General features: G+C 69.0%; 15 protein-coding genes. 5 read left to right on the top strand and 10 right to left on the bottom strand.

What is annotated here, in order from left to right:
• Together HOQ08_RS06830 and lpxC are read left to right on the top strand one after the other, a co-directional pair.
• Window positions 1-829 (top strand): cell division protein FtsZ (locus tag HOQ08_RS06830; protein WP_291192633.1); only part of this gene is annotated, 829 nt, incomplete at its 5' end.
• Window positions 830-1,234: 405 nt separating this feature from the next.
• Window positions 1,235-2,149, top strand: a complete 915-nt coding sequence (gene lpxC, locus HOQ08_RS06825; RefSeq protein WP_291192632.1) for a UDP-3-O-acyl-N-acetylglucosamine deacetylase — start codon at window positions 1,235-1,237, stop codon at window positions 2,147-2,149.
• Between the two features lie 217 nt (window positions 2,150-2,366).
• Here lpxC and HOQ08_RS06820 read toward each other — a convergent pair whose 3' ends face one another.
• A complete protein-coding gene (locus HOQ08_RS06820; RefSeq protein ID WP_291192630.1) occupies window positions 2,367-2,846 on the bottom strand; it encodes a DUF721 domain-containing protein in 480 nt (159 codons plus the stop codon).
• A gap of 26 nt (window positions 2,847-2,872) precedes the next feature.
• Here HOQ08_RS06820 and HOQ08_RS06815 point away from each other — a divergent pair, with 26 nt between their 5' ends.
• Both HOQ08_RS06815 and secA read left to right on the top strand, forming a co-directional pair.
• Window positions 2,873-3,802 carry a M23 family metallopeptidase gene (locus tag HOQ08_RS06815; RefSeq protein WP_291192628.1) on the top strand — a complete coding sequence of 310 codons (930 nt, stop codon included), beginning with the start codon at window positions 2,873-2,875 and terminating at the stop codon, window positions 3,800-3,802.
• Window positions 3,803-3,995: 193 nt separating this feature from the next.
• Window positions 3,996-6,713: a preprotein translocase subunit SecA gene (gene secA, locus HOQ08_RS06810; RefSeq protein WP_291192626.1), complete on the top strand. Its 2,718-nt coding sequence runs from the start codon at window positions 3,996-3,998 to the stop codon at window positions 6,711-6,713.
• 45 nt (window positions 6,714-6,758) lie between these two features.
• Here the strand turns inward: secA and HOQ08_RS06805 are convergent, their stop codons facing one another.
• The 9 genes from HOQ08_RS06805 to HOQ08_RS06765 form a co-directional block, all read right to left on the bottom strand.
• Window positions 6,759-7,610: a symmetrical bis(5'-nucleosyl)-tetraphosphatase gene (locus HOQ08_RS06805; RefSeq protein WP_291192624.1), complete on the bottom strand. Its 852-nt coding sequence runs from the start codon at window positions 7,608-7,610 to the stop codon at window positions 6,759-6,761.
• 58 nt (window positions 7,611-7,668) lie between these two features.
• Window positions 7,669-8,052 (bottom strand): Co2+/Mg2+ efflux protein ApaG, encoded by a 384-nt coding sequence (apaG, locus tag HOQ08_RS06800; RefSeq protein WP_291192622.1) that lies wholly within the window; start codon window positions 8,050-8,052, stop codon window positions 7,669-7,671.
• A 47-nt stretch (window positions 8,053-8,099) separates the two neighbouring features.
• Window positions 8,100-8,882, bottom strand: coding sequence for a 16S rRNA (adenine(1518)-N(6)/adenine(1519)-N(6))-dimethyltransferase RsmA (gene rsmA, locus HOQ08_RS06795; RefSeq protein ID WP_291192620.1), 783 nt, complete (start codon window positions 8,880-8,882; stop codon window positions 8,100-8,102).
• A 25-nt stretch (window positions 8,883-8,907) separates the two neighbouring features.
• Window positions 8,908-9,933: a 4-hydroxythreonine-4-phosphate dehydrogenase PdxA gene (gene pdxA / locus HOQ08_RS06790; RefSeq protein ID WP_291192618.1), complete on the bottom strand. Its 1,026-nt coding sequence runs from the start codon at window positions 9,931-9,933 to the stop codon at window positions 8,908-8,910.
• A gap of 8 nt (window positions 9,934-9,941) precedes the next feature.
• Complete coding sequence (locus tag HOQ08_RS06785) at window positions 9,942-11,294, bottom strand: peptidylprolyl isomerase (RefSeq protein WP_291192616.1); 1,353 nt, start codon at window positions 11,292-11,294, stop codon at window positions 9,942-9,944.
• A gap of 119 nt (window positions 11,295-11,413) precedes the next feature.
• Window positions 11,414-13,687, bottom strand: coding sequence for an LPS assembly protein LptD (gene lptD, locus HOQ08_RS06780; RefSeq protein WP_291192614.1), 2,274 nt, complete (start codon window positions 13,685-13,687; stop codon window positions 11,414-11,416).
• Window positions 13,688-13,925: 238 nt separating this feature from the next.
• Window positions 13,926-14,843, bottom strand: coding sequence for a histone deacetylase family protein (locus HOQ08_RS06775; RefSeq protein ID WP_291192635.1), 918 nt, complete (start codon window positions 14,841-14,843; stop codon window positions 13,926-13,928).
• A gap of 10 nt (window positions 14,844-14,853) precedes the next feature.
• Window positions 14,854-15,414, bottom strand: coding sequence for a cob(I)yrinic acid a,c-diamide adenosyltransferase (locus tag HOQ08_RS06770; protein ID WP_291192613.1), 561 nt, complete (start codon window positions 15,412-15,414; stop codon window positions 14,854-14,856).
• Window positions 15,414-16,010, bottom strand: coding sequence for a hypothetical protein (locus HOQ08_RS06765; RefSeq protein ID WP_291192612.1), 597 nt, complete (start codon window positions 16,008-16,010; stop codon window positions 15,414-15,416). The genes HOQ08_RS06770 and HOQ08_RS06765 overlap by 1 nt, the downstream gene beginning before the upstream one ends.
• A 102-nt stretch (window positions 16,011-16,112) precedes the next feature.
• On the opposite strand from HOQ08_RS06765, the gene ubiH reads away from it, so the two are divergent.
• Entirely contained in the window at window positions 16,113-17,339 is a 1,227-nt protein-coding gene (gene ubiH / locus HOQ08_RS06760) for a 2-octaprenyl-6-methoxyphenyl hydroxylase (protein WP_291192611.1), read from the top strand.
• Window positions 17,340-17,421: the final 82 nt, after the last annotated feature.

Below are 17,421 nucleotides of genomic sequence, written 5' to 3'. Positions count from 1 at the left end.
GCAGCTGGCCAAGGAAAAGGGCATCCTCACCGTGGCGGTGGTCACCAAGCCGTTCCCGTTCGAGGGCCGGCGCCGCATGCAGGTGGCGATGAAGGGCATCGAGGACCTGTCCCAGCACGTCGATTCGCTGATCACCGTGCCGAACGAGAAGCTGCTCTCCGTGCTCGGCCGCGAGGTCACGCTGCTCAATGCCTTCAAGGCCGCCAACGACGTGTTGCAGGGCGCCGTGCAGGGCATCGCCGACCTGATCACCGCGCCGGGGCTGATCAACGTCGACTTCGCCGACGTACGCACGGTCATGTCCGAGATGGGCATGGCGATGATGGGTTCGGGCACCGCCCGCGGCGACGACCGCGCCCAGGCGGCCGCCGAGGCAGCGATCAACAACCCGCTGCTGGAGGATGTCAATCTCAACGGCGCCTGCGGCATCCTGGTCAACGTCACCGCCGGTCCGAACCTGACCATGCGCGAGTTCGACGAGATCGGCCGCGTCATCCACGACTTCGCCAGCGAAGACGCCACCGTGGTGATCGGCACCTCGCTCGACCCGGAAATGCAGGACGACGTGCGCGTCACCGTAGTCGCCACCGGGCTCAACCGGGCCGCGGCTGCGCGCCAGCCGGTACGTCCGGTCGCCACCCAGCAGGTGGAAATGCGCCAGCGGCCCCGTCCGGTGGTGCTGCGCACCGGCACCGGTAACGAAGTGGTGGACTACGCCGCGCCGGACGTGGTCGGCAGCCATACCCGTGCCGAGCCGCCGGCCAAGGGAGCCGATCCGAGCTTCGACTACCTGGACATTCCGGCCTTCCTGCGTCGCCAGGCCGATTGAACGGATCCTCTAAGGAGGCACTTGCGAAGATTGAACAAAACACCAGATCGGTTGGTCAGAGCATGACGCGCGCTCCGGCAGGGCGCCGTCTAGGTGTTCGCTCTCGACGAGCCGGATGATGTCGATGTGAAGACAGCGCGCCGGGATCGGCGCGCGCACCGGCCGGCAGGGAGTCGCTGGCCTGTCCGCCTCCTTGCGCCGGATGTCCGTCCTCCCGGTGCAGGGGGCGTGTCGTGGTAACTGCTTGAGAAACCGGGTTTTGCGCTGCCTCGTGACCACGGTCACAGATGAAGGAAATCTAAAGAGGCGACCAGACTGTACGGTACGGTTTGCTATTGCGGCTAGTTAAGACTGTGTTAGCATCCGTCCCCTGATTGGCTGCTGCCCACACTGGTACCAATAAAAATGATCAAGCAGCGTACGCTCAAGAACATCATCCGGGCGACCGGCGTCGGCCTGCACACCGGCGACAAGGTCTACATGACCTTGCGCCCCGCCGCGCCGAACACGGGCATCGTGTTCCGCCGCACGGACTTGAATCCGCCGGTCGACATCCATGCGCGACCCGATTGCGTCGGCGATACGCGCCTGTCCACCACCCTGGTCAAGGGCGATGTGCGCGTCTCCACGGTCGAGCACCTGCTCTCGGCCATGGCCGGCCTCGGCATCGACAATGCCTACGTCGAGCTCTCCGCGCCGGAAGTGCCGATCATGGACGGCAGTGCGGGCCCCTTCGTATTCCTGTTGCAGTCGGCCGGCATCGAGGAGCAGAACGCCGCCAAGCGCTTCATCCGCATCAAGAAGCCGGTGAAGGTGCAGGAAGGCGACAAATGGGCCAGCTTCGAGCCGTTCGAAGGCTTCAAGGTCGGCTTCTCGATCGAGTTCAACCACCCGATCATCTCCAAGCGCACCTCGCGCGCCGAGATCGACTTCTCCACGACTTCCTTCGTCAAGGAAGTCAGCCGCGCGCGCACCTTCGGCTTCATGCGCGACATCGAGATGCTGCGCGAGCACAACCTGGCGCTGGGCGGTTCGATGGACAACGCCGTGGTCCTGGACGACTACCGCGTCCTCAACGAGGATGGCCTGCGCTACGAGGACGAGTTCGTCAAGCACAAGATCCTGGACGCCATCGGCGACCTCTACCTGCTCGGCCACAGCCTGATCGGCGCCTATCACGCGCACAAATCCGGCCATGAGCTCAACAACAAGCTGCTGCGCACCCTGATCGCCGATCCCACCGCGTGGGAAGAGGTGGTCTACCAGGACGACCCGGCCGTTTCGCCGATCTCCTACGCCCATCCGGCCCAGGCCATCTGAACCGGCCGCAGCGCCGAAGGAAGGCCGCCCGGACAAGGCGGCCTTCTTCTTTTCTGTGACCGGAACCGCCTGCCGAACACGCCTGGCTTCACGCTATGGCGACGCCGCGGGGTGTACCTGCGCCTTCTCCGTGCTATAAAACCTCCCGCCGCCATGAGGCGGTGAGGGGGAAGCGGTGCCCGCCGGGCACTCTCGCGAAGGCACGGGCCCGCGCCTGCTAGTCCTTGGCGACCGGGAATCCAGCAGTTTCGGCGATGGACGCCAGATCGAGGAACAGTCCCTTCAATTCCGGGTCTGTGATGGATGCTGCCGCAGCCTTGAGATGTACGGCCGCGGCAGGCGAAAGCGGTTTTGACCGATCCGGTTCCGTTGCGGCCGGTAGGGGGGGAGCCACTTTCACGGTGACCGAACTGGCGCTCGTGCCGATGGCACGTGCGGTGGCGAGTATCTGCGTCTGCATCAGGCGCAGGCGCGCCGCCCAGGCCGGCGAGGACGCCAGAAAGGCGAGGCGGCCGTTGCGCAGGTGGGCGAACCGCACCTGCTCGCGCAAGGGTGTCGGCAGCGTCTGGCGTAGGGCACGGTCCAACGCTTCCAGTTCAGCGGCCTTGCGAGCCAGCGAGGCGAACGAACCGCATTCGGCCAATGGTTTGGGACCATGGTCGGGGCGGCGGGAAGCAGGGGGATCGGCGCGCTGCATGGCCGGCATCTGACGCGAAAAAAACAATGCAGATCATACTCGTATCCCGCTCCAAGAAAGTGCCCAAGACCTTCGACCTCGGCCAGCGCCGATTGCGCTGGCGGCTGGCAGGCATGGCGGCTGCGGCGGTGATCGGATGTGGAGTGCTTGGCGCGGCGGTGGCGCTGACTCTTTCCAGCCCGCGCGACCGGGCGCTGGCACAGATCCGCCAGCTGCAGCAGCAGGTCCACCAGCAGGACGCCCAACTGGCCGGTGTGCGCAAGGACTCCCAGCGCGAGCTGGATGCGCTGGCGGTCAAGCTTGGCCAGCTCGAGGCGCAGTCCACGCGGCTCAATGCCCTCGGCGAACGACTGACCGAAGTGGGCAAGCTCGATCCCCAGGAATTCAATTTCGACCAGCCGCCCGCGATGGGCGGCGTCGAGGACGCCACCGGCAGCGCCTATGCCCTGCCGCCGACGCTGGACGCGAGCATTGACCAGCTGGCCAGCCAGTTCGACACCCAGCAGGCGCAGCTGTCCGCGCTGCAAAGCCTGCTGCTGGACGCCAAGATCGACTCCAACCTCAAGCCCACCGGCATGCCGGCATCGGGCTACATCTCCTCCTATTTCGGTGTGCGTCCGGACCCGTTCGATGGTCATGGCGCGCGCCACACCGGCCTGGACATCGCGGTGCCGTTCGGCTCGTCCGTCCATGCGGTCGCCGAGGGCATGGTTACCTATGCCGGCGAGCGCAGCGGCTACGGCAAGGTGGTCGAGATCGACCACGGCAACGGCTACATGACCCGCTACGCGCACAACAGCAAGCTGCTGGTGCGCCCGGGGCAGCGTGTGCACGTGGGCGAAGTGCTCTCGCTTGCCGGATCCACGGGCCGCTCCACCGGGCCGCACGTGCATTTCGAGGTCTGGTACAAGGGCCGCGTGGTCAATCCGCTGGCCTACGTGAAAAGTCACCGGTAAGCCGGCCGCCGCCGCTCTTCGCCCCTCCCCGACGAGCGAACGCGTGGGAGGGAAAGCGGGATGCCGCCTCCCCGCACCGCTCTTGAATCTCCCCACTTCCGCCGCCATCCCGGTCGGCTGAGGCGCCTGTAGTAACATGCCTCCTTTCGCCCGCGGCCGCCGCGGGCCTTGAGCCTTCAACGACGGAAGATCGATGTTCAATCGTGCCCTGACCAGCCTGTTCGGCAGCCGCAACGAGCGCGTGCTGCGCCAGCTTTCCAAGACCGTGGCGCGCATCAATGCGCTGGAACCGGAGTTCGAGAAGCTGGACGACGCGGCGCTGCGCGGCAAGACCGACGAGTTCAGGCAGCGCCTGGCCGGCGGCGAGGCGCTGGACAAGCTGCTGCCCGAGGCGTTCGCCGTGGTGCGCGAGGGCGCCAAGCGCGTGCTGGGCATGCGCCACTACGACGTGCAGCTGATCGGCGGCATGGTGCTGCACATGGGCAAGATCGCCGAGATGCGCACCGGCGAAGGCAAGACCCTGGTGGCGACGCTGCCGGTCTACCTCAACGCGCTGGAAGGCAAGGGCGTGCACGTGGTCACCGTGAACGACTACCTGGCTCGCCGCGACTCGGCGCAGATGGGCAAGCTGTACGCCTTCCTGGGTCTGTCCACGGGCGTGGTCTACCCGGGCATGGACCACGGCGACAAGCACGCCGCCTACGCCGCCGACATCACCTACGGCACCAACAACGAGTTCGGCTTCGACTACCTGCGCGACAACATGGCGCTAAGCAAGGAGCAGCGCTACCAGCGCGGCCTCAACTACGCCATCGTCGACGAGGTCGATTCGATCCTGATCGACGAGGCGCGCACGCCGCTGATCATCTCCGGCCCGGCCGAGGATTCGCCGCAGCTCTACGTGGCGGTGAACGGCATCGTGCCGCGCATGACTCGGCAGGAGACCGAGGAGAGCACGGGCGATTACTGGGTCGACGAGAAGCAGAAGCAGGTGCACCTGTCCGAGGAGGGCATGGCGCATGCCGAGGAACTGCTGCGCAAGGCCGGCGTGATCGAGCCGGAGAGCGGCCTTTACGACCCGAAGAACCTGGCGGTGGTGCACCACCTCAACGCCGCGCTGCGCGCCAACGGCATCTACCAGCGCGACGTCGATTACATCGTGCGCGACGGCGAGGTGATCATCGTCGACGAGTTCACCGGCCGTACTCTGGCAGGCCGTCGCTGGTCCGACGGCCTGCACCAGGCGGTGGAGGCGAAGGAGGGCGTGCCTATCCAGCGCGAGAACCAGACGCTGGCGACGGTGACGTTCCAGAACCTGTTCCGCATGTACAAGAAGCTGGCCGGCATGACCGGCACGGCCGACACCGAGGCGTACGAGTTCCAGACCATCTACGGCCTGGAGGTGGTGGTGATCCCCACCCACAAGCCGATGATCCGCAAGGACAACCTGGACATCGTGTTCCTGAGCCAGGCGGCCAAGTATCGGGCGGTGATCGAGGACATCAAGGACTGCCACAAGCGCGGCCAGCCGGCGCTGGTCGGCACCACCTCGATCGAGGTGTCCGAACTGCTGTCGGGCCTGCTGAGCAAGGCCAAGGTGCCGCACGAGGTGCTCAACGCCAAGCAGCACGAGCGCGAGGCGCAGATCGTGGCGCAGGCCGGCGCGCCAGGTTCGGTCACGATCGCCACCAACATGGCCGGCCGCGGCACCGACATCGTGCTCGGCGGCAGCCTGGAGGCTGCGCTCGCCGCGCTGCCGGAAGACGCCTCCGAGGTCGACCGCCAGCGCGTCAAGAGCGAATGGAAGAAGCGCCACGAGCAGGTCATCGCCGCCGGCGGCCTGCATATCGTCGGCACCGAGCGGCACGAATCCCGCCGCATCGACAACCAGCTGCGCGGCCGCTCCGGCCGCCAGGGCGACCCCGGCTCCTCGCGCTTCTACCTGGCGCTGGAGGACAACCTGCTGCGCATCTTCGGCGGCGAGGGCCTGGTGCGCTGGATGAAGCGCTTCGGCATGAAGGAGGACGATCCGCTCGAGGAGCGCATGATCAGCCGCCAGATCGAGAAGGCGCAGCGCAAGGTCGAGCAGCACAACTTCGACATCCGCAAGCACCTGCTGGAGTTCGACGACGTCGCCAACGACCAGCGCAAGGTGATCTACCGCCAGCGCGACGAACTGCTCGAAGGCGAGGAGGTTTCCGCCACCATCGCGGACATCCGCGAGGACGTGGTCGAGTCCATCGTGCACCGCCACGTCCCGCCGGACAGCATCGACGAGCAATGGGACATCGCCGGCCTGGAGCGCGCACTGGAAAGCGAGTTCGGCATTGCCACCGGCCTGAAGGCGTGGGTCGAGCAGCAGCCGGAGCTGGATGCCGCCGCGATCCGCGAGCACGTGCGCGAGGCGATGGACCGCGCGTTCGCCGACAAGGAGATGCAGATCGGCGCTGAGACCATGCGCCAGCTGGAAAAGCACGTCATGCTGAGCGTGGTCGACAACGCCTGGAAGGAGCACCTCGCCAGCATGGATTACCTGCGTCAGGGCATCTACCTGCGCGGCTATGCCCAGCAGGATCCCAAGCAGGTATTCAAGCGCGAGTCGTTCGAGCTGTTCTCCGACATGCTCGAACGGATCAAGCACGAAGTGGTGCAGATGCTTGCGCGCATCCGCATCCGCAGCGAGGAAGAGGTCGCCGCGATGGAAGCCGAGCAGCAGCGCCTGGCCGCGCGCCTGCAGCAGCAGATGCTCGCCAGCGGCGGCGGCGCGCCGGTCAATGCTCTGGGCAGCGAGACCGCTCCCGTGGCCGCCTCCGGCACGGTGCAGCACGAGGGTCCCAAGATCGGCCGCAACGATCCCTGTCCCTGCGGCTCGGGCAAGAAGTACAAGCACTGCCACGGCCAGCTGGCCTGACGCTTGCCTCCGCTCCCCCTCCCTGCTGGGGAGCGGGAGCGGAGTTCAATCCCCGTTGCCGGGCGACCGCTTGCGATGCGGCTCGGCGTTGACGGCGATGTAGTGCGGGTCCTCTTCATCCAGCCGCAGTGCGGTCAGCTGGCCGCCCCAGACGCAACCGGTGTCGATCGCATACACGCCCAGGCCCGCAAAGCGGCCCAGCGCGGACCAGTGCCCGCAGACCATGCGCGCATCGCGCCGGCGCATGCCGGGTACGGCGAACCAGGGATATAGCCCCGGCTTCTGCGTGCCGGGTATGCCCTTGGCTTCGAAGTCGATGCGGCCGTTGACGTCGCAGTAGCGCATCCGAGTCATGGTGTTGATCGAGGCGCGGAAGCGCTCGATCCCCTGCAGCCGGCTGGACCATGCGGCCGGGCGGTTGCCGAACAGGTTGCGCAGCAGGCGCGGGTGGCGGGGGCTGGACAGCTCCCGCTCCACCTCCTGCGCGGCGCGCTGCGCCTGGCGCAGCGTCCATGATGGCGCCAGCCCGGCGTGCACCATGCCCCAGCCCAGCGCTTCGTCGAAGTGCAGCAGCTTTTGGCTGCGCAGCCATTCGAACAACACCGGCGCATCGTCGGCGAACAGCACCTCGCGCAACTCCGGGTTGACCCGCGATTGCGCGTCGGGCTTGCGCTGGGCGATCGCCAGCAGGCTCAGGTCGTGGTTGCCCAGCGTGACCAAGACGTTTTCGCGCAGACCATGGATAAGCCGCAGCACCTCGAGCGACTGCCCTCCGCGGTTGACCAGGTCGCCGCAGAACCACAGCTGGTCGCGCGCCGCGTCGAAGCGCAGCTTGTCGAGCAAGCGCGAGAGCTCGGGGTAGCAGCCTTGCACGTCGCCGATTGCATATGTCGCCATCAGAACTCGTCCATCCAAAGCCGGTCCATCGGAGGCGAACCTTCGGTTGTGCGTGCCATCAGTGCAAGGTGCGCGGTATGGACAGCGTGAATGGCCGGATCGGCGCGTCGAAGCGGGTGCCGTCGTCGGCTAGCATCTGGTAGCTGCCGCGCATGGTGCCGACGGCGGTGTCCAGCACGGCGCCGGAACTGTACTGGTAGCGGTCGCCCGGGCGCATCCAGGGCTGTTCGCCGACCACGCCCTCGCCACGCACCTCCTCGACCTTGCCGTTGGCGTCGGTGATCACCCAGTGGCGGGTGAGCAGGCGCGCAGGCACGCTGCCGGCGTTGTGCAGCGTCACGGTATAGGCGAACACGTAGCGGTTGTCGTGCGGCTTGGACTGGTCGGGAACGAAGCGGGTTTCGACCTGCACGTCGATCGTGTAGGAAGGATTGGGAGTCATCCGCCGATTGTACGGCCTGGCGCCAGCCAGCGCGTGTGGACGACGCGTCAGGCGGAGAGTTTGGCCAGGCGCACGAAATCCTGCGGCGCGAGCGTTTCGGCGCGGGCCTTCGGATCGACGCCGGCACTGGCAATCGCCGCGCTGTCGAGCAGGCCCTTGAGCGCGTTGGACAGCGTCTTGCGGCGTTGCGCGAAGGCCGCCTTGACGACGGCATGCAGGCGCAGCGGGTCGGCGTCGTGGCGCTCGTGCGGCGCCAGCGGCACCAGGCGCACCACCGCCGAATCCACCTTCGGCGGCGGACGGAACGCGCCAGGCGGCACGTCGAACAGCGGTTCTACGCGGCAGGCCAGTTGCAGCATCACCGACAGCCGCCCGTACACCTTGCTGCCAGGGTCGGCCGCCATGCGGTCGACCACTTCCTTCTGCAGCATGAAGTGCATGTCCTCGATCGCCGCGGCGTGGTCCACGCAATGGAACAGGATCGGGCTGGAGATGTAGTAGGGCAGGTTGCCGGCAAGGCGCACGCGCGGCACGCCCAGGCCTCGGGCCACCGCGGTGAAGTCCACCTTGAGCACGTCGGCGTGGATGATTTCCAGTGTTCCCACGCCGGCGGCGCGGGCCGCCAGGTCGGGAATGAGGTCGGTGTCCAGCTCGATGGCCGTGAGCCTGCCGGCGGCGGCGAGCAGGGGCAGCGTGAGCGCGCCCTCGCCTGGGCCGATCTCGACCACGCGGTCGTCCGTCCGCGGCGCGATGGCGCTGACGATGCGCTCGATGTAGCGCTTCTCGTGCAGGAAGTGCTGGCCGAAGCTTTTCTTGGGGCGGGAGTTCATGGTGTTTCTCGCAAGCCTCGGTGCCTCACTTCCTATCCTCCCCAGGGAGATGCAAGGAAGGCTGGGCCGCGCTACGCCCGATGAGCTCGAGGGCCAGCCGCGCCGCTGCAATCAGGCTGGAAGGATCGGCGCGGCCGGTGCCGGCCAGGTCCAGTGCGGTGCCGTGGTCGACCGAGGTGCGGATGAAGGGCAGGCCGAGCGTGAGGTTGACGGTGCGGTCGAAGGCTTCGCTCTTGAGTACCGGCAGCGCCTGATCGTGGTACATCGCCAGCACCGCGTCGTAGCGCGGGCGCATGGCCTGTACGAAGGCGGTATCGGCGGGCAGCGGCCCGAGCAGGTGCATGCCGCGTTCGTCACGCAGCCGCGCCAGCACGGGTTCGATCACCTCGCGTTCCTCGTGGCCCAGGTGGCCGGCCTCGCCGGCGTGCGGATTGAGGCCGAGCACCGCGATGCGCGGCTGCGCCAGACCGAACTTGCGGCGCAGTTCGTCGTGCACGATGGCCAGCGTGCGTTCCAATACGGTGGCGGTGAGCGCGTCGGGTACGGCCCGCAGCGGCAGGTGTGTGGTGGCCAGCGCCACGCGCAGCTCGGGGCTGGCCAGCATCATCACCACGTCGACGCCGGCGCGCTGGGCGAAGAACTCGGTGTGGCCGGTGAAAGCAATGCCGGCGTCGTTGATCGAAGCCTTTTGCAGCGGCGCGGTGACCACGGCGGCGTAGCGGCCGACCTGGCAACCGTCGGCCGCCTCGGCCAGCGTGGCGAGCACGTGGCGCGCATTGCGCGGGTCGGGATGGCCCGGATGTTCCTCCACCGCGAGCGGGACGTGCCGCACGCGAAGGCTGCCGGGCTGGTGCGGATGCGGCGGGCCGTCGTTTTCGCGCAGGTGGAGCGCGACGCCGCAACGCGCTGCAGCGCGCTGCAGCAGGTGGCGGTCGGTGACGGCGACGAACTCGGCCGCCAGCGGCGTGGCGGCCAGCCGCACCAGCAGCTCGGGGCCGACGCCCGCCGGTTCGCCGGCGGTCAGGGCCAGTCGCGGCAGGCCGGCGTGCACGGGATCGCTCAGCTGTTGCTCTGGGCGTCCGGGTTCTTCAGCGCGGGCACCAGGATATCGATGTAGGCGTCGGAACGGAGCTGGCGCAGGAAATCCTCGTAGGCCTGTTCGGCCTTGCGGTTGCCGATCGCCTGGCGCGCCTGGTTGCGCTCGCTCTCGTCGGTCACGTCACTCTTGCGCGTACCTTCGCGCTCGAGGATGTGCCAGCCGGCCTCGCTCTGGAACGGCTGCGAGACCTCGCCGTCCTTCAGCTGGTCCAGCTGCTGGGCGATGGTGCTGCCCCACTGGTCGTGCTGGAACCAGCCCATGTCGCCGCCGGCATTGGCGGTGGTCGGGTCCTTGGAGTTTTCCTTCGCCAGTTTGGCGAAGTCCTCGTGCTTGTTGACGATGCGGTTGTACAGGTCCTGCGCCTTCTGCTGCGCCTGCTCGGGCGTGACCAGTTCGGAGGGGCGGATCAGGATCTGGCGCGCGTGGTATTCGGTGACCACCTGGCGGCTGGGCGCGCGCTGGTCGACGAGCTTGAGGATGTGGAAGCCGGTGGGGCCGCGCAGCGCGGCGCTGACCTGGCCGGGCTTCATGCCGGCGACGGTGTCGGCGAACGCCGGCGGGATCTCGTCCACCTTGCGCCAGCCCAGGTCGCCGCCCTCCAGCGCGTCCTGCGCGTCGGAATAGCGGATCGCCGCGGCGTTGAAGTCCATGCCGCCCTTGATCGCGTCGAGCGCCTGCTGCGCCTTGGCCTGAGCGGACTGGATGTCGGCCGCGGTGCCGCCGGCCGGAATCGAGATCTGGATGTGCGCCAGGTGCACCTCGCCGGCCTTGTAGGTCGGGCTGGCGAGCAGGTTGCTGATCTCGCTGTCGGTGATGTTGACCGAGTCGCGCACCACGCTGTCGTGCAGGCGCTGCACCAGCAACTGATCGGACAACTGGTCGCGGAAGGCGGCGAAGCCCTGCCCGCTCTGCTCGACGGCGCCCTGCAGCTGTTCGGGGCTCATGTGGTTCTGCTGCGCGACCGCGGCCACGGCCTGGTCCACGTCGGCGCTGGAGACGCGGATGCCCTGGTCGCTGGCCTTGGCCACCTGCAGCTTCATCAGGATCAGCCGGTCGAGCACCTGGCGCTCGAGCACGTCGTCCGGCGGCAGCTGGCCCGGGCTGCTGGCGTACTGCTGCTTCACCGAGCGTACCGCGTCGTTCAGTTCGCTCTGCAGGATCACGTTCTCGTCGACCACCGCCACGATGCGGTCCAGCGGCTGCGTGCCGGAAGCCGTGGCGCCGACCGGCGCCTGCGGCAGGAGCTGGGCCTGCGCAGGCAGGGCGGTAACCGCGACGAGCGCGAGGAGGAGCAGCGCGGAGGGGTGCTTCATCGGTCGGGAACCTTCAATCGCCTGCGCGGCGATGGTGGGAGGGGACGGTGCTACCGGCCGCTGCGGGCCGGCCGACAACCGTGGATCGCAACGGGGCCGGAAAGTTCGCGGCCAGGCCGTCATTGATAGCCAAGAATACCACGCCGCAACAGGCCCTCGGTCTGGCCATTGAAGGCGCCCAGGCCCTTGAAGACCAGCTCGAACATCACCGCGTTGTTGCTGCGGCCCTGGTCGGTGAACGGGCTGGTGGCGACCACGTAGTGGCGGCCGACCACCCGCACCGCAACGCAGCAGCTGTCGTACTCGACGCCCGCCAGCGCCTCCACCGTACGGCGGTCGCGCACCGAATAGACCCAGCGGCCGAGCAGCCGCCAGCGCTCGGAAACGGGATAGACGATCGAGCTGTCGTACTGCTCCAGCAGGTCGCGCCGGTAGCGGTAGGAGAAGTTGAAGATGCCGTCGGCGCCGATGCGCCGCTGCAGGCCCAGCGTGCCCAGGTCGGTATGGCGGGTGTTCGGGCTCCACTGGTAGGCGCTGTTGAGGCGCCAGCGGTCGTTGAGCTGCACGTCCAGCTGGGCGACGTAGTCCGAGCGCGTCCAGTCGGTCGGCGCCGCGGTGGTGGTGTTGCTGTTGGGCAGCTGCACGCGCTGGGGCGAGAAATAGCGGATCTGGCCGAAGCTGGCGGACAGCCGCTCCGCGCCCTGGTCGTCGAGCAGGCGGGTGGTGAGGGCGGCGGTGAGGTTGTTCGCGTTCATCTGGCGGTCGGCGCCGGAGAACTGGTTGGGCGAGAACAGCTGCCAGTAGTCGAACGACATCCGCGTGGTGTCGAACAGCGGCAGGTCGTCCTGCCTGCGGTAGGGCACGTAGAGGTAGTACAGCCGCGGCTCCAGCGTCTGCGTGTAGGAGGTGCCGAACAGCGAGGTCGGGCGGTCGAAGATCAGCCCGGTGTCGAGGCTGGCGATCGGCAGCGCGCGGCTGGGCGAGCGCCGGTCGAACGGCGAGACGTCGGTGCCGCCGAGCGGGCCGGCATAGCCGTAGCGCTGATAGCCGCCGTCCAGCTGGTAGGCGGTGTAGCGGTAGGCGAGCTTGGGCCGCACGAACCAGGCGGCGCCCTGGAAATCGGCGGCCAGGTACGGGTACACGTCCAGCCGCTTGCCCTCGACCACCTCGTCCTTGCGGAAGGCCACCGCTTCGGTCGAAGCGCCGAATTCCAGCCAGCGGTTGAGCGGCAGGTCCAGCCCCAGCGTGGCGCGTGGCCAGCGCTTGTACTGCACGACGGAGTCGGGCAGGTACGGGTCGACGTTCTGGTAGCTGTCGGCGCCGAAGGAGGCGCTCCACCAGTTGCCGCCGCCACTCACGTAGGCGCTGGAGGCCAGCGTGCCGATGGCCGAGGTGTACAGGTCGTTGCCGAAGTCGCGCAGGTAGTTGCGGTCGGAGGTGCGGTTGATGCTCGTGCTGAACGACCAGGGGCCGACCAGGTGCGTGTAGTCGTTGTACTTCACCAGCCAGCGGTCGCGGCCCTGGGTGGGCGTGCTGCCTTCGGTGTCCTGGCCGTGGTCGTTGGGCAGGTATTCGGCATTCAGCTGGCCGGCCGTGCCCGGGAACAGGTAGCGGAACTCGCCCGCCAGCAGCGCGCCGCGCCGGGTGTAGATGCGCGGCTCCAGCGTGGCGTCGTAGTTGGGCGCCAGGTTGAGGTAGTAGGGGATCGAGAACATCGTGCCCGAGCGGTTCGAGCTGCCGAACGTCGGGTAGAGGAAGCCGCTCTGGCGGCGGTTGTCGATCGGGAAGGAGAACCAGGGAAAGTACAGGAACGGCACGTTGGCGAAGCGCATCGTTGCGCTGCGTGCGGTGCCCCGGCCGGTCGCCTTGTCGAGCTTGAGGTCCTTGGCGCGCACCTCCCACAGGTGGTGGCCGACGTCGCAGGTGGAGTAGGTGACCTGGCTGTAACGGCTGCGCTGGGCGTCGAGCAGCTCGCCGCGTGCGGCGGTACCGTTGCCGCGCGACTGCAGCATCTGGTAGCGCACGTTGTCGGCCACGCCGTGGCTGGCCTGATTGTTGCCGCGCAGGCGGTCGGCGCTGAGCAGCTCGCCGGCCTCCTGGTAGCTCACGTTGCCCTGGGCGTCGTAGTCGGTGGTGGTGTCGTTGTAATCGATGCGGTCGGCGCGCAGCAGCTGGTCGGCGCGCTCGATGCGCACGTTGCCCGACAGGCGGTAGACCGCCTGGTCGGAACTGTCCACGTGGACGGCATGCACGTCGGTGTCGGAGGTCTCGCGCTGCGTCGGGTCGCGCGGCAGCGTGGGGTCGTAGAACTCCAGCAGCGCGTTGGGCCGGCACATGGCGAAGTTTTCCGGCCGCGGCGGGCAATGGAAGGCGCCCAGAGGGCAGCTCGGCACGCCCTCATCGGCCGCCGCGGCCACAGTTGCTTTGGCCGGTGCCGCCTGGACTCCGCCCGGCCCGCCGAACAGGGCTAGGGCTGCGGCAACCGCGAGCAGGCGGCGTGGTGGCAAGGCGCGCAGGGTGTGGCTCGGCGTCACGGTGGCGGTCGGCGGTCGGTGGGACGCGTAAAGCTAGCAGAAAGGCCGCCTGCCCGGCAGGAAGCGCTTCGTGCGCCTTCTTGCCGGCGTGCGCTGTTCAGCCCATCAGCGCGGCGACGTGCGCGGCGGCGCTGGCCGCGAGGGCCGGCAGGTCATAGCCGCCTTCGAGGGTGGAGACGAGGCGGCCGGCTGCGTGTGTACAGGCGACATCCAGCAGGCGGGTAGTGAGCCAGGCGTAGTCGTCGGTCTCCAGTTGCAGCTGCGCCAGGGGGTCGGCGCGGTGCGCATCGAAGCCGGCGGAAACCAGCAGCAGCTGCGGCCGGAATGCGTGCAGGCGTGGCAGCAGCACGTCCTCCCATGCGCGGCGGAAGGCCTGCGAGCCCGTGCCCGGCGGCAGCGGCGCGTTGGCGAGGTTGCCCACGCCGGTCTCGTCGGCGGCGCCGCTGCCCGGGTAGAGCGGCGACTGGTGGCTGGAGGCGAACAGCACGCGCGGCTCGTGCGCGAAGATGTCCTGCGTGCCGTTGCCGTGGTGCACGTCGAAGTCGGCGATCGCCACGCGCTCCAGGCCGTGTTCGGCCAGCGCATGCGCGGCGCCCACGGCGACGTTGTCGAACAGGCAGAAGCCCATCGCACGGTTGGCGGTGGCGTGGTGGCCCGGCGGACGCACGGCGCAGAAGGCGCGGCCGGCCGGCTCGTTGAGCGCTGCATCGACCGCGGCGACCATCGCGCCGGCGGCGCGCAGCGCGGCCTCGATCGAACCGGGCGACATCAGCGTGTCTTCGTCCAGTCGCAGCAGGCCTTCGGCCGGGGCGCTTTCCAGGATGCGCGTTACGTAGGCCGCGTCGTGCACGCGCTCCAGCGCTTCGCGGCTGGCCCGCGGTGCCTCGATCCGGTCCAGCGCCGCGAAGCGGTCGCGGTCGAGCGCCGCCAGCACCGCCCGCAGGCGCGCAGGCGACTCGGGGTGGCCGGGGCCAGGATCGTGCTCAAGACACGCCGGATGGGTGTAGAGCCGCAGCATGGAGGCTTCAGCCCCGGGGTCGCCGCTCGTGTTGCCACAGCACCTCACCGTGGCCACCGGCGCGGGCGAGCACGCGGGCGACCACGAACAGCAGGTCCGACAGCCGGTTGAGGTAGCGCTGCGGCTGCGGCCGCACGGCTTCTTCACGCGCCAGCGCGATCACCTCGCGCTCGGCGCGGCGGCACACGGTGCGGGCCAGGTGGCCGCACGCCGCGGCCATGCCGCCGCCGGGCAGGATGAATTCCTTCAACGGCGGCAGCGGCTCGTTGAGCGCGTCGAGCACGCTTTCCAGCCGCGCGATGTCCTCGTCCTGCACCATCGCCATGCCGGGGATGCACAGCTCCCCGCCCAGGTCGAACAGGTCGTGCTGCACCTGGGTCAGCGCCTCGCGCACCTCGGCCGGGACGCCTTCGCAGGCGAGCACCATGCCGATCGCGCTGTTGAGTTCGTCGACCGTGCCATAGGCGGCCACGCGGGCCGAGTCCTTCGGCACCCGCGAGCCGTCGCCGAGGCCGGTGCTGCCGTCGTCGCCGGTGCGGGTGTAGATCTTCGAAAGGCGATTGCCCATCAGTGGGGCTGGTCGGCGTGCGCCACGGCGCGGCCGAGCTGGGTGACCAGCACCTGCACCAATGCGCCCAGGCCGGCGTACATCGCGGTCACGCCGAGGAACGGCAGGTACCAGTCGCCCATGTTCTGCAGCCAGCCGGCAAAGCTGCGCGCCGGCACGCTGGCGCTCAGCCAGTAGAAGCTGCCATTGGAAACGACGAAGCAGACCGCCTCGCTGGCCAGCAACGCGGCGACGGCCAGGCCGAGGGCGGAAAGCGTCAGGCCGGCCCGGCGCCTGGCCAGCCAGCTGCCGCCGGCCCACAGCGCGCCATAGGCGGGCACGAGGAACCAGTACGCCGGCGACACGCAGTAGTGGCTCCAGAAGCCGATGCCCTGGCCGGTGATCACCAGGTAGTCGACCAGCACGGCCTCGGCCATCAGCAGCGGGAACGCCCAGCGGCCATTGCCGCGCAGCCAGAAGCCGGCGAGGAAGAACACCGCCCAGGACGCATCCGGGAACGCCTCGAAATGATGGAGGCGGATCGCGCCGCGGGTAATGGCCATCACCAGGGCGAGTGCCAGGAAGATGCCGAGGCGCTGGTTTCGCGTCATAGCCATGGGTGCTCCGTATGCAGCAACGTGTGAAAGGGCGGACGGCTAGTTTAGCCGAACCCCGCGCGACCCATACGATGCCTGCGTGTTCGGCCGTATCATCCGCGCATGAACGTCACCGAATCTTCCGCGCAGCGGGGACCCGTGCTGATCGTCGGCGGCGGCCTGGTCGGCGCGAGCCTGGCGATCGCCCTGGATGCGGCCGGCATCGCTGCGCTGCTGGTCGAGGCGGCGCCACCGCGCGCGGCCGCGCAGCCGAGCTACGACGAGCGCAACCTGGCGCTGGCGCGCGCCACGGTCAACGGACTCGAGGCGATCGGCGTATGGAGGCATGCACAGGCCGGCGCCACCGCCATCGAGCACATCCACGTCAGCCGTGCCGGCGAGTTCGGCAGCGTGCGGCTCCAGGCGCGTGACGCCGGCGTGGACGCGCTGGGCTGGACGTTGCCGGCGCGCGAGCTCGGCGCCGCGCTGCTGCGCCGGCTGGACGAATGCACGCGTCTGCAACGGCTGGCCCCGGCGACGCTGGAGGCGGTCGAACCGCAGGTTGGCGGCTGGCGCGCGCAGGTGCGCACCGCCGAGGGTCTGCGCAGCATCGATACCCCGCTGCTGGTCGGCGCCGACGGCACCGATTCGTTCGTGCGCGAGCGGCTGGGCATCGCGGCCGACATGCACGACTACGAACAGACACTGTTCGTCTGCACCGTCACGCCCGAGCGCGGGCATGGCCATCGCGCCTACGAGCGTTTCAGCGACGAAGGCCCGATCGCCCTGCTGCCGCTGGCGGATCGCCGCTGCGGCCTGGTGCTCACCGTGCCGGCGGAGCAGGCCGCTGCCGTGGCGGCGATGGACGACGATGCGTACCTCGCGCTGGCGCAACGCCGCTTCGGCTGGCGGCTGGGCCGGCTGGCGCGGCCAGGGCGGCGCTATCCCTATGCGATCCGGCGGGTGGCCGCCGCCCGCCTGACCGCGCCGCGCGCGGTGCTGGTCGGCAATGCGGCGCAGACGGTGCACCCGATCGGCGCGCAGGGCTTCAACCTGGGCCTGCGCGACGCGCTGACCCTTGCCGAACTGGTCGCCCGGGCCGAGGACCCCGGCGAAGCGCGGCTGCTCGCTGCCTATGCCGCACGGCGGGCGCCGGACCGCGAGGGCACGATGGCGATGAGCCATGGCCTGGTCCGGCTCGCCTGCCTGCCGCAGCCGGCTCTGGCGCCCCTGCGATCGCTGGCGCTGCTCGCCTGCGATCGCGTGGCGCCGCTGAAGGATGTGCTGCTCCGCCACGGCATGGGCTTTCGCGGCACGCCGCCGCAGGCGGTGCTGGAACGGACGCCATGAACGCGCGCATCGAACCGCGCCGCCGCGCGCCGCTGCTGGACGTGGCGGTGGTCGGCGGCGGCATGGTCGGCGCCGCCACGGC

Origin of the sequence: Frateuria sp. (assembly GCF_013362045.1) — a bacterium.
Taxonomy (GTDB): Bacteria; Pseudomonadota; Gammaproteobacteria; order Xanthomonadales; family Rhodanobacteraceae; genus Frateuria_A.
Note: the sequence above shows the minus strand (reverse complement) of the source record. Positions and strands in the feature narration are given on the sequence as shown.